This is a genomic window from Cellulophaga sp. (assembly GCF_039943695.1).
Lineage (GTDB): Bacteria > Bacteroidota > Bacteroidia > Flavobacteriales > Flavobacteriaceae > Cellulophaga.
Genome location: NZ_JBDVAA010000106.1, coordinates 36,861 through 52,441 on the forward strand (window position 1 = coordinate 36,861; position 15,581 = coordinate 52,441).

Annotated in this window: 14 protein-coding genes; 5 read left to right on the forward strand and 9 right to left on the reverse strand. The window is 29.5% G+C overall.

Annotated features, from left to right (window positions below):
- Window positions 1-263 precede the first annotated feature (263 nt).
- The 4 genes from ABJD66_RS07090 to ABJD66_RS07105 are packed head-to-tail and all read left to right on the forward strand — an operon-like array spanning window position 264 to window position 5,355.
- Window positions 264-944 (forward strand): TetR/AcrR family transcriptional regulator, encoded by a 681-nt coding sequence (locus tag ABJD66_RS07090; protein ID WP_348129788.1) that lies wholly within the window; start codon window positions 264-266, stop codon window positions 942-944.
- Complete coding sequence (locus tag ABJD66_RS07095) at window positions 934-2,601, forward strand: ATP-binding cassette domain-containing protein (RefSeq protein ID WP_100895993.1); 1,668 nt, start codon at window positions 934-936, stop codon at window positions 2,599-2,601. The genes ABJD66_RS07090 and ABJD66_RS07095 overlap by 11 nt, the downstream gene beginning before the upstream one ends.
- Before the next feature lie 3 nt (window positions 2,602-2,604).
- On the forward strand, window positions 2,605-3,960 hold the full coding sequence (locus ABJD66_RS07100) for an HlyD family efflux transporter periplasmic adaptor subunit (protein WP_348129791.1): 1,356 nt from the start codon (window positions 2,605-2,607) through the stop codon (window positions 3,958-3,960).
- 6 nt (window positions 3,961-3,966) lie between these two features.
- Window positions 3,967-5,355 (forward strand): TolC family protein, encoded by a 1,389-nt coding sequence (locus tag ABJD66_RS07105; RefSeq protein ID WP_348129794.1) that lies wholly within the window; start codon window positions 3,967-3,969, stop codon window positions 5,353-5,355.
- A 55-nt stretch (window positions 5,356-5,410) separates the two neighbouring features.
- Here ABJD66_RS07105 and ABJD66_RS07110 read toward each other — a convergent pair whose 3' ends face one another.
- From ABJD66_RS07110 to ABJD66_RS07145, 8 genes are all read right to left on the reverse strand, one after another.
- Complete coding sequence (locus ABJD66_RS07110) at window positions 5,411-5,896, reverse strand: Mpo1-like protein (protein WP_348129797.1); 486 nt, start codon at window positions 5,894-5,896, stop codon at window positions 5,411-5,413.
- A 10-nt stretch (window positions 5,897-5,906) separates the two neighbouring features.
- Window positions 5,907-6,533 carry a TetR/AcrR family transcriptional regulator gene (locus ABJD66_RS07115; RefSeq protein ID WP_348129799.1) on the reverse strand — a complete coding sequence of 209 codons (627 nt, stop codon included), beginning with the start codon at window positions 6,531-6,533 and terminating at the stop codon, window positions 5,907-5,909.
- Window positions 6,534-6,676: 143 nt separating this feature from the next.
- Window positions 6,677-7,561, reverse strand: coding sequence for a carbohydrate kinase (locus tag ABJD66_RS07120; RefSeq protein WP_348129802.1), 885 nt, complete (start codon window positions 7,559-7,561; stop codon window positions 6,677-6,679).
- Complete coding sequence (locus ABJD66_RS07125) at window positions 7,562-9,058, reverse strand: mannitol dehydrogenase family protein (RefSeq protein ID WP_348129805.1); 1,497 nt, start codon at window positions 9,056-9,058, stop codon at window positions 7,562-7,564.
- Window positions 9,059-9,071: 13 nt separating this feature from the next.
- Entirely contained in the window at window positions 9,072-10,040 is a 969-nt protein-coding gene (locus tag ABJD66_RS07130; RefSeq protein WP_100895999.1) for an ABC transporter permease, read from the reverse strand.
- 18 nt (window positions 10,041-10,058) lie between these two features.
- Window positions 10,059-11,582, reverse strand: a complete 1,524-nt coding sequence (locus tag ABJD66_RS07135; RefSeq protein ID WP_348129808.1) for a sugar ABC transporter ATP-binding protein — start codon at window positions 11,580-11,582, stop codon at window positions 10,059-10,061.
- 1 nt (window position 11,583) lies between these two features.
- Complete coding sequence (locus ABJD66_RS07140; protein WP_348129811.1) at window positions 11,584-12,648, reverse strand: substrate-binding domain-containing protein; 1,065 nt, start codon at window positions 12,646-12,648, stop codon at window positions 11,584-11,586.
- 20 nt (window positions 12,649-12,668) lie between these two features.
- Window positions 12,669-13,499, reverse strand: coding sequence for a hypothetical protein (locus tag ABJD66_RS07145; RefSeq protein WP_348129814.1), 831 nt, complete (start codon window positions 13,497-13,499; stop codon window positions 12,669-12,671).
- 261 nt (window positions 13,500-13,760) lie between these two features.
- Between ABJD66_RS07145 and ABJD66_RS07150 the strand changes: the two genes are divergently transcribed.
- Window positions 13,761-14,492, forward strand: a complete 732-nt coding sequence (locus tag ABJD66_RS07150) for an NUDIX domain-containing protein (RefSeq protein WP_303544416.1) — start codon at window positions 13,761-13,763, stop codon at window positions 14,490-14,492.
- A gap of 346 nt (window positions 14,493-14,838) precedes the next feature.
- Here the strand turns inward: ABJD66_RS07150 and ABJD66_RS07155 are convergent.
- The coding region (locus ABJD66_RS07155) for a CotH kinase family protein (RefSeq protein ID WP_348129817.1) at window positions 14,839-15,581 on the reverse strand (743 nt) is incomplete at its 5' end.

A 15,581-nucleotide genomic window follows, 5' to 3' on the forward strand; every position in this document is an offset into this window, starting at 1 on the left:
AACACCATTCAATTTTCAGTGAAACCTCCATTCTATTAGGTTTTTGTTACTTAATCATTTCAATTATTATTACTAATACTCTACCTAAGTTATATATTCAAAAAAAATGACTATCAACTTTTAACATATATTTAATTATTACTCTAAAGGCCATATTCTACTAGTGTTTTCTTAATTTTATCGTAGTCACATTGAGCTAATTAATAGACAGTATTTCTTTTTTAATAGTATTACTATTATATTTGCATATAATAGTTTTGGTTATGAAAAAATTACTTTCAAACATTAAAATAGAAATACCTGAAGGAATTTATTTAAAAGATCCTGAATCATCTACATTAGGTAAAAAAATTATAGAACACAGTATTGTTCTTTTAGAAGAAATTGGTTTTGAAGATTTTACATTTAAAAAAATAGGAAAAAATATTGGCTCTAATGAGAGTTCTATTTATAGGTATTTTGAGAGTAAACACAAGCTACTTATGTACCTAACAGCTTGGTACTGGGGTTGGGTAGAGTACCAACTAGTTATAGAAACTTATAGCATTACAGACACTTCTGAAAAGTTAAAAAAAGCTATAGAGGTTGTTACTAAAACTACAGAACAAGATAATAAGTATAGCCACATAAACGAGGAGTTACTGTACTCTATCATTGTTAACGAAAACTCTAAGGCTTATTATACCAAAGGCGTAGATCAAGATAATAAAGAAGGTTTTTTTATGCCATATAAACGTACTGTACAGCGTATTGCAGAAATTATTACAGCTTACAGCCCTACTTATAAATACCCTTTAAGTTTTGCTAGTAATTTAGTAGAAGGTGCTTTACACCAGCACTTTTTAAAACTACATTTTAAGTCTATTACAAACTGTAATAGCAAAATTACACCAACAGATTTTTATACAGACTTAACTTTTAAAACACTACTAAATGTCAAATAAAACTTTAACACCTTGGAAACGATTTTTGGGGTTATTGCAGTTAGAGCGTAAAGATATATTACAAATTGGTTATTATGCTGTTTTTGAAGGGATTGTAGCACTTAGCTTACCTATTGGTATACAAACCATTATAAATTTATTACAAGGTGCACAAGTATCTGCTTCTTGGATTGTTTTAATTGTTTTAGTTACTATAGGAGTTGCTTTTTCTGGTGTGCTAAAACTAATGCAAATAAGAATTATAGAAACGATACAACAGCGTATTTTTACACGCGCCTCTTTTGAGTTAAGCTATCGTTTTCCTAAAATAAAAATGGTAGAATTAAGAAATTTACACTTTCCGGAATTGGCAAATAGATTTTTTGATACCCTAACAATACAAAAAGGGTTATCTAAAATTTTAATAGATGTACCCTCTGCCCTATTGCAAATAATTTTTGCTCTAATTTTACTTTCATTTTACCATCCGTTTTTTATTCTGTTTGGAATATTGTTAGTTCTTTTAGCGTATGTTGTTTTTAAATACACTTCTCAAAAAGGATTAGACACTAGTTTAAATGAATCTAAAAATAAATATAGAGTTGCTCACTGGTTACAAGAAATTTCTAGATCTGTAATTAGTTTTAAACTGTCTGGTAAAACATCATTAGCATTAGAAAAAACAGATTATTTGGTAGATAAGTATTTAAAATCTAGAGAAAGTCACTTCTCTATTTTAAAGGTACAATTTTTACAAATGATAGGGTTTAAAGTTATAGTAACAGCGGGTTTATTATCTATTGGTGGTTTTTTAGTACTAGACCAACGTATGAATATAGGACAGTTTGTTGCTGCTGAAATTATAATTTTATTAGTTATAAATTCTGTTGAAAAATTAATATTAGGTTTAGAATCTTTTTACGATGTTCTAACCTCTATTGAAAAACTTGGTCAAATTGTAGACAAACCTTTGGAACCACAAACAGGTGAAATTATTAATGAAAAGGATGATTTTACTTTAGAATTAAATAACATATCATATACTGTAGGAGAAAGAAATAAAACAATTTTAAAAGATATATCTTTTACAGTTAACCCTAAAGATAGAGTTTTAGTTACTGGCGAAAGTGGATCTGGAAAGTCTACTTTGTTACAATTAATGGCTGGTGTTGTATTACCTACAAGTGGCTATTTACACGTGAATGATTTGGCTATTAGTGGTTTATTCATAAATAACTATAGAGCTAACTTAGGAATGTCTTTGTTTGAAGAAACTACGTTTGAAGGTAGTATTAGAGAAAATGTAACCTTTGGAGACGAGGAGATTAGTGATGAAGCTATATACACTACTTTTCAGCACTTAGGATTGATAGATTTTCTAAAACAACAAACTTTAGGCTTAAATACAATATTAATACCAGAAGGCAAGCAAATTGCTTACACAACAACTAAAAAATTGGTTTTGGCTAGAGCAATAGTTAAACAACCTAAGGTATTAATTTTAGAAAATCCATTAGATTTATTTGAGGAACAAGAAGCAAATCAAATTATAGATTATTTATCGCTAAAAACTCATCCTTGGAGTTTAATAATTGTTAGTAATAATAGAAGTTGGGAAAATAAATGTAATAAGAAAATAACATTAAAAAATGGTGTTATAATCTCTTCTAAATCATAAGCTATGCTAAATATATCTAAAAATCAAGTAGCTAAAAATATAGACTTATCTCACTATAGGTCTGGAAAAGAAATATTTAATAAAGAGTATCACAAAGGTTTTAAAAATTTTCTGAAATTTTTTAGTGTTTTTTTGCTGCTAATTCTCTTTTTACCTTGGACACAAAACATCACAAGCCAAGGTAATGTTACCACTCTTAAGCCTAACCAAAGACCACAAACATTACAATCTCAAATTCCAGGTCGTGTAGAGCAATGGTATGTACAAGAGGGTAATTTTGTAGAAAAAGGTGATACTATACTTAGAATATCGGAAGTAAAAAGCGATTATTTTGATGAAAATTTAGCGCAAAGAACTAATGATCAACTTACAGCTAAGTCTTCTTCTGTAGTTGCTTATAAAAACAAAACTGATGCCTTAAAAAACCAAATAGCAGCTTTGCAACAAGAGCGTGTTTTAAAATTAGAACAAGCAAAAAATAAAGTAGCACAAACTGCTTTAAAAGTTACCAGTGATAGTATAGACCTTGAGGCTTTAAAAATTAACGCAGATATTGCAAATACACAATACCAACGTACAATTGCATTACAGACAGAAGGTATAAAAGCAGTTAAAGATGTAGAAGAAAAGCAATCTAAATTACAAGAAATAAATGCCAAGCTAACATCACAACAAAACAAATTGCTAAGCACTAGACAAGACTTAATTAACAGTAAGTTAGCCATAGGAACTTTACGTGCTACTTATGCAGATAAAATTGCAAAAGCACAAAGTAGTTTATATACTGCAGAATCTAGCGGGTTAGACACAGAAGCGCAAGTTTCTAAACTAGAGACTAGTTTGGCTAATTACACCAAACGTAGTAGTTTATTATACATTACTGCCCCACAAGCTGGTTACATTAATAAAACAATAAAAGCAGGTATAGGAGAAACCTTTAAAGAAGGAGAACCATTAGTAAATATTATGCCTGCTAATTATGATTTAGCTGTAGAAATGTATGTTAGCCCAATAGACCTACCTTTAATACATATTGGTGAAGATGTGCGCGTACAGTTTGATGGTTGGCCGGCAATTGTTTTTAGTGGTTGGCCAAATGTATCTTATGGTACCTACGGAGCAAAAATTGTTGCTATAGAAAACTTTATTAGTGCTAACGGAAAATATAGAGTTTTACTAAAACCTAACTCTAATGAGGTTGCTTGGCCAGAAGCCATACGCGTTGGCTCTGGTGCTAAAACAATAGCTTTATTAGAAAATGTTCCTATTTGGTTTGAGATTTGGCGACAAATAAATAGTTTCCCACCAAATTACTATACTCCCAAAGCTCCCAAAGAAACAGCTTCACCTAAAAAATAAATACAAATGAGGAATTATATTATATTATTTTGTTCTTTATTTTGTGTTTTTACTCACGCACAGGGTAATGATAGTATTCTTAGCTTAGAAGAGTATTTAGGTTACGTAAAAAAATATCATCCTATAGTTAAGCAAGCGCGTTTAATAACTACAGAAAGTGAGGCCAAATTAATGAAATCTAGAGGTGCTTTTGACCCTAAATTAGAAGTAGACTTTAGTAATAAAGAATTTAAAGGAACTACTTATTATGATAAACTAAACGCAGCTTTTAAAATACCTACCTGGTATGGCATAGAGCTAAAAGCAAATTATGAAAATAATGACGGTACCTATTTAAATCCAGAATACAATACTCCAGATGATGGTTTGTATAGTGCAGGTGTTTCTGTTTCTTTAGCTAAAGGCTTATTAACCAATAAAAGAATGGCTACTTTAAAACAGGCCAAATTGTATACAAAACAAGCTAGTGCTAAACAAAAACAAGTAATAAACGACTTTTTGTTTGCTGCTACTGAAGCTTATTTTAACTGGTTAAAAAACTACAAAGCAAAACTTGTTTACGACGTATATTTAAAAAATGCAGAAACAAGATTAGTAAATGTTAAAAAAAGTTTTGATGCTGGAGACAAGCCTGCAGTAGATACCTTAGAGGCTAATATTAACTATAAAAATAGATTATTAGATATTGAAAAAGCAAAAATTGGTTATTTAAAATCTAAGTTAGAAGTCTCTAATTTTTTATGGTTGCAAAATAATTTGCCTTTGGAAATTGAAGATGCTATTGCACCAGATGTAACCACAATTAATAGTATTAATACGGTATTAAATAGTGCTATACTAAACACTACTGATGAGTTGGTTGAAAATCATCCAAAATTAAAAGAATTACAAGCTAAAAAGGAGATATTAACAATTGACAAAAGGTATAAAACCAATAATTTGTTACCTAAAGTAGATTTACAGTATAATTTTTTAAGTTCAGATTATCAAAATTTAGATAGTTTTAATACATCAAACTATAAAACAGGATTAGTAGTTAGTTTTCCTCTTTTTTTGAGAAAAGAAAGAGCAGATTTAAAACTGGCAAAAGTAAAATTACAAGATCTAAATTTTGACATAATGGCTACTAAAGTAAGTTTAAGTAACAAAATAGAAAGCAGTTTACAGGAAATAGAATCTTATAATAATCAGTTTAAAATATTAAATAACCTAGTACTAGATTATAAAAAACTGGTACATACAGAAGAGCGTAAATTTAGTTTAGGTGAAGGTTCTTTATTTTTAGTGAATTACAGGGAGGTAAAATTAATAGAAAGTCAGCTAAAAGAGATAGATACGGAGTATAAATTGTTTTTAAGTAAGTCTAAACTATTAAGCACCATTAATGCTTTATAAAAATAAAAACACAGATTAATGCTGTGTTTTTATTTTACAATATTATTATTTGATTTTAAAATTTAATATCCAAAGCTTCAAAAAAGTGGCTCATTGTCCAGGCCGGACCAATCATTAAAAATTGTAAATCCTTTAAAAAAGATGGTTTTTTGCCCTCGTGGTTGTGCCCTATAAATTGTCCTACCCAAGCAACTATAAAAATTAGCAACATACTTAACCACAAAGGAGCAGGAACAAACAATGCTACAAAATTTATTGTTAAAAGTATTATTGTAGAAAAAAATACCATTCCTACAAACAAAGATTTAGATAACTTATAGTAATAAAATAAACCAAAAATTATTACAAGAGTACCTAAATGAGCATAAGGCAGTAAAAAAGTTGGTAAAATATTTTGTAATTCACTAGGCATAGGTATACTAGCCAACAAGCCAATTAGACTAAAAAAAATAAGTGGTACACAAATATAATGTATCGTTATATTTAGTTTTGTTTGATGACTTACAGCATATTCTGCCAATAGATTATCAATTTTTCTCATAGTTGTATATTTAGTTGGTAGGTAATTTTACAAATTTTCTAAGCTGTTTGTATTCCTCTAGGCCTTTTGTTGTTAAATAAGGCAATAAAATACTCCAGAGCATTTCTATAGATCTACATTTATTAACGGTATAACTGGCTGTATTTATAGCTAGTTTTTGAGATTGCCAAAATGTACTTGTCATCCAAATATTATAAATAGTTTTATTGTAGTTTATAAAATCATTTTCAGGTACAATTCGTTCGGTTTCTATATAATAATCTATTAGTTTTCTGGCATCTTTAAATCTCACAATGTTAGATTTCTCATACTGTTTTGCTATCTCTGGGTAAGTTTTAATTATATGAACTATATCATTAAAAAAGAAGCAATAACGTTGCTGCAGATCATCAAACTTTAGCATCATTTCTTCAAAATGAAAAAGAGTTATATATGTATTTTCAGGAAGAATATAATCTAAAGTTTCCGCATACATATCACTATATATAACAGCCAAAAGTGTTTCTTTGGTTTTATAATGATATCTTAAATTGCCAGCACTAATTTTTAGTATATCGGCAACTTGTTTCATAGAAACATTGGCTATTCCGTTTGTATTAAATATTGATATTGCTGTTTTTTTTATTTTCTCTTTCAAAATGAAAATATTTAAAAATACTAAGTTAGTAAGCGTTTACTAATTTAATTAAAATATTAGACATTCTTTACTTATTATAGTCAAAAAGCAAAAAAGACACTAAATGTGTTAGTGTCTTTTATAGTATTTAATAATCTTATAAATTATTTTTGCAACATAAATTCATCAATTTCTTTATTAGTAATTTTAGGGTTAGCACCTTCACTACCAGCAACCAAAGCCCCAACAGCACAAGCATAATCAATGGCTTTTTGTGGATTGTTTTTTGCTAGTAATTTATTAATTAAAGTTCCTAAAAAAGAATCTCCTGCACCAACAGTATCTACAACATCTATTTGGTAACCACTATTGTAGTAAAAAATATTATTATAATATAAAATAGCTCCATTACTACCTTTTGTTACACATACGGACTTTGTATTTGTTGTTAATGCTATAAATTTTATAGATTCTTCTAAGGATTGAGTTTTTAAGTTTAGACTAGCTGTAATTTCAAAAATTTCATCGTCATTAAATTTAATAAAACTAGCCTCATTCATTAAATAATTTAAAACTTCAGTTGTGTAATAAGGACTTCTTAAGTTCACATCAAAAATTTTAAACTTAGCTAGCCTTAATAAGCTATACAGTGTATCTCTAGATGTTGTGTCTCTAGCAACTAAACTACCATATATAAAAGCATCAGAACTTTTTACAATTTCCTCTGTGCTGTTTGTGAGTACTATATTATCCCAAGCTCTAGGAAACTGAATGTCATAAGTAGCAGAACCTTTAGCGTTAAGTAGAACCTTTACTTCTCCGGTATGCAAAGTATCATCTACCTGAAGGTTATTGATATTTACACCTTGTTTTTGAATATATTTTTTAATTAATTCACCGTTTTCATCATCACCAATTTTACTGATAATTGACACATTATTATGTAAAGAATTTAATCTTAATGCAACATTTAAAGGTGCGCCTCCAATTTTTTTATGAGTAGGAAAAATATCCCAAAGGACTTCTCCAAAACATACAATTTTTTTCATTTAAATTTGACTTAAACTATTACTATTTATCTCTCTTAAACATTGCTCTACTCCATTATTAGTAATGTTATTGTATGCTTTGATGTATGCTTCTTTAAACTTTTTAGCATTTTTTAGTTCTCCAAAAATAGTATCTAATTCTAAAAATGCTTCTGGCTTAGTAATAGCAGCTGTTGCTTTTACATCTAACAATAATTTATTAGCATCTTTTATAATTAATGGCACTCCTTTTTCACTTTTACCAAGGCTATATATTGCCCAAGCTGCCACTACAAAAGCAGCTAAGTCTACAGAACCATTATTTTTTAATTGAGCCTTAACCGTAGGCAAAATAAATATTGGAAATTTAGCAGAACTCTCAGAACAAATTCTTTCTATCTGATCCTTTATGTTTTTATTTCCAAACCTCTCTAATAGCGTTTTTTTATATAAATCTAAATCTAAGCCTTCTAAATTACCCAATACTGGTGTAACTTCTACATTCATATACAAATGTAAAAATGTGCTAATATTTTTGTTATGTACAGCTTGGTCTATGGTTTGGTAACCTAATAAAGCTCCTAAAATACCAATTACAGAATGACCTGCATTTAACAAACTTAATTTCATTTTTTCATAAGGCACAACATCAGTAACAAACTGTGCTCCTACATTTTCCCAATCTGGTCTGCCTTGCACAAAATCATCTTCAATTACCCATTGTTTAAATGGCTCACAAACTACTGGCCAAGCATCTAAAATACCTGATGTGTTTTTTAGATTAGCAATATCTTCTAAGGATGTAGCTGGTGTTATACGGTCTACCATTGCATTGGGAAAAGATACGTTTTCTTTAATCCAGTCACATAAGCTTGGTTGCGCCTTTTTTACATAACTAAGTAACATATTTTTAATCATATGTCCGTTTTCTTGTATATTATCACAAGACTGTATGGTACACCCTTTTAAACCTCTTTCTTTTCTTAATTTAAAAGCTTGTGTTAAGTAACCGTATATGGTCTTAGGGTTATTAGGAAATTCCAAATCGTGCTTAATTAATGCATTATCAAAGTCAAAATCTTTAGTAGCTTCGTTATAGTTATAGCCACCTTCTGTAATGGTAAGTGTAATAATTTTCACATCTGAATTAGCCATTTTTTCAATCACCTTTGCAGGGTTTTCTGGGGCAAATAAATACTCTACTATAGACCCTATAACTTGTTTGGTATGTGTACCATCTAACTCTTTAACTATTAGTGTATACAATCCATCTTGCTCCTTTAAGGTGTTGTAAATTTTAGCATCAAAATCTAATAGAGCAACACCGCAAATTCCCCAATCTTTATTTTTATTGTTTTGCAAAAGCAAATCTGTATAATAAGCTTGGTGAGCTCTGTGAAAACCACCAATACCAACGTGTACAATACCTGTTTTAATGTCTGACCTATTGTAATTAGGAACCAAAACTCTTTCTGATATTTTAGAAAGATTACTGTTATTTAATTTTAAATTTTCCATTGATGAATCTTTTTTATTTACGCTCAAACCTTTGTAATAAAACAGCAAATATGATAATACCACCTTTAACTACTTGTTGTGGGTAAGATGGCACATTTAATAAGTTTAAAATATTACCTATAAGTCCTAAAATTAGCACTCCCATTAAAGTATTAATAGCAGTTCCTTTACCACCATTTAAACTGGCACCTCCAATAACTACAGCAGCAATAGCATCTAACTCCCAAGACATTCCCATATTAGGAGAACCTAAGTTTGTTCTAGAAGCTACAATTATAGCAGCTGTTGCTGCCAATGTGCCAGAAATAGCATATACTAAAAACTTATATTTATTAACCTTAATCCCAGAAAGCCTAGAAGCTTCTTCGTTACTACCTATAGCAATAATTAATCTACCAAAAACATTATACCTAAGCATAACCATAGTAATACCAACTATAACAAAAAATACAATTGCAATATTAGGAACACCCAAGGTAGAGTTGTTAGCAAAATTAGACATATATAGCCCTCCATAGGTTTTAAAAGTTACAGGAGAACCTTTAGAGTAAATAAAACCTAAACCACGAGCAATTGTCATTAATGCCAATGTTGCTACAAAGGGTGCCATTTTTTGATAAGCAACTAAATAACCTGAAATACTACCTAAACCAAAACCAATGGCAAGTGTCATTAAAATTGCTAATGGTAAAGCAAAAATATTAACTAAAATGGCAAATGTTACTGCAAGTAATGCTACCATAGAGCCTACAGAAAGGTCTATACCGCCAGTTAAAATTACTATAAGCATACCAATGCTTATAATTCCTATTCCAGATACTTGTTTTAATAAGTTAGATAAATTTACCGATGTAAAAAACACATCTGAAATTAGTGCTGAAAATAGCACCAATAATAAAAAAATAAATACTGTATTATATTTTACTAAAAACTTAAGAACACCACCTGGGCTGCTTAATTGCTCTTTTAATGTGATAGCCATAATGTTGGTTTTATATTATTAATTAGTTTGTTTTAATGGTTCTCCTATAGAGTAACGTAGAATGTTTTCTTCAGAAAATTGATGCTTTTGTAGCTCTCCATAAATTGTTCCTTGGTGCATTACCAAAATACGGTCTGTAATTCCCATAATTTCGGGCATATCAGAAGATATTACTACAACACCAACTCCTTTTTTAGCAACTTCATTTATAAGCTTGTAAATTTCAATTTTAGCACCAACATCTACACCTCTTGTTGGCTCGTCTATAAAAATTACTTTACTATCTATACTTAGCCATTTTGCTAATGCTACTTTTTGCTGATTTCCTCCACTTAGGTTTTTTACATTAACCTCTGAGTTTGGAGTTTTTATATTTAATTTTTCAATTAAACCCAATACCTTTTTATATTCACTATCTATATTTATAAAACCTAACTTGCTAGAGATAGATTTAAAGCTAGTAACACTTATATTACGCCTAATAGATAATGGTAAAAACACACCTTCTTCTTTTCTGTCTTCAGACACAAAACCAATTTGGTGAGCAGCTGCATCTACAGGAGAATTTGTTTTAATTTCTTTTCCTTCTAAAAACAATGTGCCCGATTTTTTTTTGTCTGCACCAAAAATAAGCTTAGCCGTTTCTGTTCTTCCACTACCTCCCAAACCAGCAATACCTAATATTTCACCTGGTTTTACAGAGAAAGATACATCATAAACCATAGTATCTTTTGCAGTTAAATTTTTAACTTCAAAAACAGGAATTTCACCTATTAAATTATCTTTTTTAGGGTACAAATCCCTTAATTCACGACCAATCATTAAATGAATAACACTATCTTTATCTGTATCTGAAGTAGACATACTGCCTGTATCTACACCATCTCTTAACACAGTAATGGTATCTGCTATTTTAAAAATTTCATCTAAATGATGAGATATATAAATAATAGAAATTCCTTTTTCTTTTAATTTAAATAGGTTACTAAATAGTTTTTTTATGTCTGTAGGGTCAAAAACTGTTGTTGGCTCATCTAGCACCAATACTTTAGTATCTTCAGAAATGGCTTTTGCTATTTCTACTACTTGTTTTTGTACAATACTTAAGTCTCTAACTCTTGCTGAAGCGTTAATTTTAAAACCTAAAGAGTCTAATAATTCTTGTGCATTATTGGTTAACTCTTTCCAGTTCATCCAAAATTTAGTAGTACCAAGTTTGTGCAAGTAAATGTTTTCTGCAACAGATAAATCTTGCACTAATGACAACTCTTGGTATACCACGTTTATACCTAAAACCTGACCATCATGCGTGTTTTTTGGTGTAATTTCTTCACCATCTAAAACCACCTTACCCGTATCTTTTTGGTGTACACCGCTTAGTATTTTAATTAAGGTAGATTTTCCTGCACCGTTTTCACCTAGTAAAGCGTGAATTTCTCCGTGCTTTACTTTTATGTTTACATCTTTTAATACTGAAACATTTCCAAAACTTTTAGAGATTCCAGACATTATTAATCGGTACTCATTATCAGAATTTTTCATATTAAAATAATGCTTTTGGATTGTAGTATTTTGAGGCATTCTCTTTTGTAATTAACAATGGAGCAGTAAAAGATGTTTTGTCAAAATCTCTTTTACCATTTAAGTACTCAATTGCATATTTTACAGAGTTTATACCAATTTGCACAGGACTATTCATTGCTGTACAACCATAAAAATCTGTGTCCATTATGTACTTTATAGCTTCTTTTTGTCCGTCTGCACCAGCTACAATTAATATCTCATCAGTTTTGCCAGCTTGTGCAATAGCTTTTATAGCACCAAGTACACAAACATCAGACTCAGTAATTACTACATTAATATCTGGGTGAGCCACTAAAATATCTTCCATAGCTTTTAGACCACCTGCATAAGACCAATCTGTGTAAGCTTGAGTTTTTACATTTAAGTCTATTTTACCTTGAGTTCTTAGCTGTTCTTCTGTAATACCTTGTAATAAACCTTGCTTACGTTTTTTACCAACAGGGTTACCTGCGTTACCACTTAGCAGGGCTATATTCATTTTAGTTTTTCCCATTTTTTTTACCAACCACTCACCTGCTAATTCACCATTTGCCAAATTATTAGATTGTATGGTAGTAATATACTCTGCAGCAGGACTAATAGAACTATCTATAATAAATACAGGTATACCCGCTTTATTTGCCATTTTTGTTACACCAACTAAAGCATCAGGATCTTTAGGGTTTAAAAGCAATACATCCACACCTTTAGTTATTAAATCTTCTACGGCAGCTACTTGCTTATTTATATCATCCTGACCATCTGCAGAAATAAATTCCATTCCGTTTTTTTCTACAGTAGATTTAATGCTTTGTAATAAAGCTTGATAATAAGGAGCATTTAAAGATGGAGTACAATAGCCCACTTTTTTACCACTTAAATTTATAGCACTTTTAAAAATTTGTCCGGTTTCTTCTTCATCACCATTAGATCGTTTGGTTGTTTTTATTTCCTCTGCACAACCAACAATATTTATGACTAAAGTAAACAACAGTAACGGCACACATAGCTTATTAAAAGCTACTTTAAAGTTCTTATTTTTCATAGTTTATTTTTTTGTTGTTATTAAAATAAGGTTATATCTAATTGTAATACAGCTTTTTCTGCTTCTGGATTCCACATTAAAGTTACATCTACTGGCAATTTATACCCTTTTATATCTATATTTTTATTGTAAGTTGTACCAACGTTTATAATATTACCACTACTTTCTGTATAAAAAGTTTTGTCTGTTATAAAAGACCAAGCTCCACCAGCAAAAACTGACAAACTAGAGTTTTTATCTTGCCAAACTTTACTATTAATTTCAAAATAATGCGTCCAAGAATTTTCTAAACTTCCATCATCTAAAACTTCATAGTCTCCAGAACCTCCATTTATAATTGTTGCTAAGTATAATAATGTATTTGGTGTAACATTATATCCAAAATTAAGGTCTACAAAGTTGTATCCTTGGGTTTTATCATAACTCCAATAGCTTAATTTATCTCCTCTTTCTTCTACTCCAGTATAATTATTATGTGTAACTGCTTCTATAAAAAATTTGTCAGAAAAGCGGTATTTGGTATAAATAGATAATTCTTTGTAATACGCACTTACATTATCTCCCGTATCTTTATTTATTACATCTGTAGTAGCAAAACTTCCTCCACCCCAAAAACCAAACGTAAACTTTTCATTTTTTGAGTTAAACTCTAAACTTGTAGCTAATACGGCTCCAGAGTGCACCACAAATCCGTGCCATATATGCATATTTTTAACGTGTGCACTAACGCTAAATGGCTTATAATCAACTATAGTATCATTTTGTGCATAAATTAAATTTACTCCAAAAACAAATACCAAACCAATACACAGACTAATATTTTTTGGTAATAATAGCTTTATATCTTTCATATCTTATAATATATTATTTATATAAATTTATAAACGTCATTTTTACGTTTGTTTTCAAATGTAAATAAATAATAACTTAAAAACCTAATAAAAAGTATTTAAAATGTATTAATTTAACATTTAAGTGTATTATTTTACCCTTAAAATGAGATATTATCAATTTAAAATGAAAATCATCAAAACGTATTTAGTACGTTTAATAATAAAAAATACTTATATTAGCCTAAATATTATCTATAATCCTTTAGATTGATTTATACTATGGAACAGAAAAAAATATTAAACATATCTGTAGATTGTGTTGTTTTTGGTTTTGATACCATTACCAAATCTTTAAATGTTTTGCTCATTAAAAGGTATTTGGAGAAAGATAAAGAAGTACTTGTAGATGATTATGTATTAACAGGATACCATGTATATGAAGACGAGACGTTAGACCAAACAGCCACAAGAGTATTAGAAGAACTAACTGGTTTAAGAAATCAATATAAAAAACAATTTAAGGCTTTTGGTGATCCAAATAGATTGATGAATAAAAAGGATCTTGTATGGATTAGGAATGAAGAATTTAATTTACGAACCATAACTATTGCCTATTATTTTTTATTAAAGACAGATGATGTAGATTTAAATAAGAATAAATACAACGCTAAATGGTTTCCTGTTAACAACTTACCAGAAGTTGGCTTTGACCATAAAAACATTATCTTAGAAGCTTATGAAGATTTAAAAGTAAAATGCTTGTCTGAACCTATAATTTTTAAATTATTACCAGACAAATTTACCATTAATGAGGTTCAAGATCTTTACCAGTCTATTTTATGTATAGAAATTGATAATAGAAACTTTAGACGAAAGCTTATTAATAAAAAATACATCATAGCTTTAGATGAAAAACAGGTTGGCGTTTCTAAAAAACCTGCACAATTGTATATGTTTAGTAAAGATATATATGATAAAATGTTTCAGAAAAATTATTTAATTAGCATATAATAAACTCTTAGTTATTAAAAATAAAAAACCGGTTATTAAAAAATAACCGGTTTTTTAAAACTAACTCAACTACTAACCAATTTAACTACCGACTACAAGTAGTTAAATTTCAATCAATCTAAAAAAACTACTATTATCAAAAATCTTATTTACACTACAAAGATGCGGTATTTAGTAATGCTAATGTTGAACAATCTGTGTATTGGTAGTGGTTTTCTGTAAATACCCTATTTAATTCTGTAATTGTATTTTACACTAATATACCTTTAAATGTGCATACTCAAAAACACAAAAAGCCAGTTATAGTAGAATAACTGACTTTTGTAAAATTGATATTGTTTACCCACTAATTTAAATAATTTTGAACTGCTGTTGCGCGTTCGCTAACGTGATTTTTTAATTCGTCTACCGCTATATAAAAATCTGCACTAGAATTTAAGAATGTATACCCTTCTAATTCTGTAGTTGCATAAGGTTCTATTAATGATGCATAATTGGTGTATTTAGATTGCATAATACTAGTATTAAATGTATTGTCTACTACATCTTGCACATAAGCATCATAGGTAGCTTTATAAGTATCATCTGCATATAAATAGCCAATTAAAGGCCATTCTGTTGAGTTTAAATCAGAAAAATCTAAAGCTAAAGAGCCTTGCATATTTCCATTTTGTAATGCTTCATTATTGTCCCAAGGTATCCATTGTAACTTTTCTGTATCTGGATTGTTGTATAAAAAGTAATTATGCGTCATTCTACCATACGTATCCCAATTTTGTATAACAGTATTTACAGCTAAATATTTTAAAAACTTATCTGTATCAAAAACCGATTCTAAATTTGTTCTCCAAGTTTCAGGGTCTGTAGTTCTATTCTCTGCGTGTAAAACTTCAAAAACGCTTAAAATATCTGAATAATCTTCATCGTCTTCATTTGTTTTCTTTACAAAAACATCTTCAGTAAAAGAGCCATCTGCAAAGCTTGCGCCATCACCATCTGGTTTGTACAAGTTTCCATCATTATCTGCAAACTGCGTATCTATAACTGTATCTTCTACTTCTTCTACCATAGTGTATAAACCAAAATACA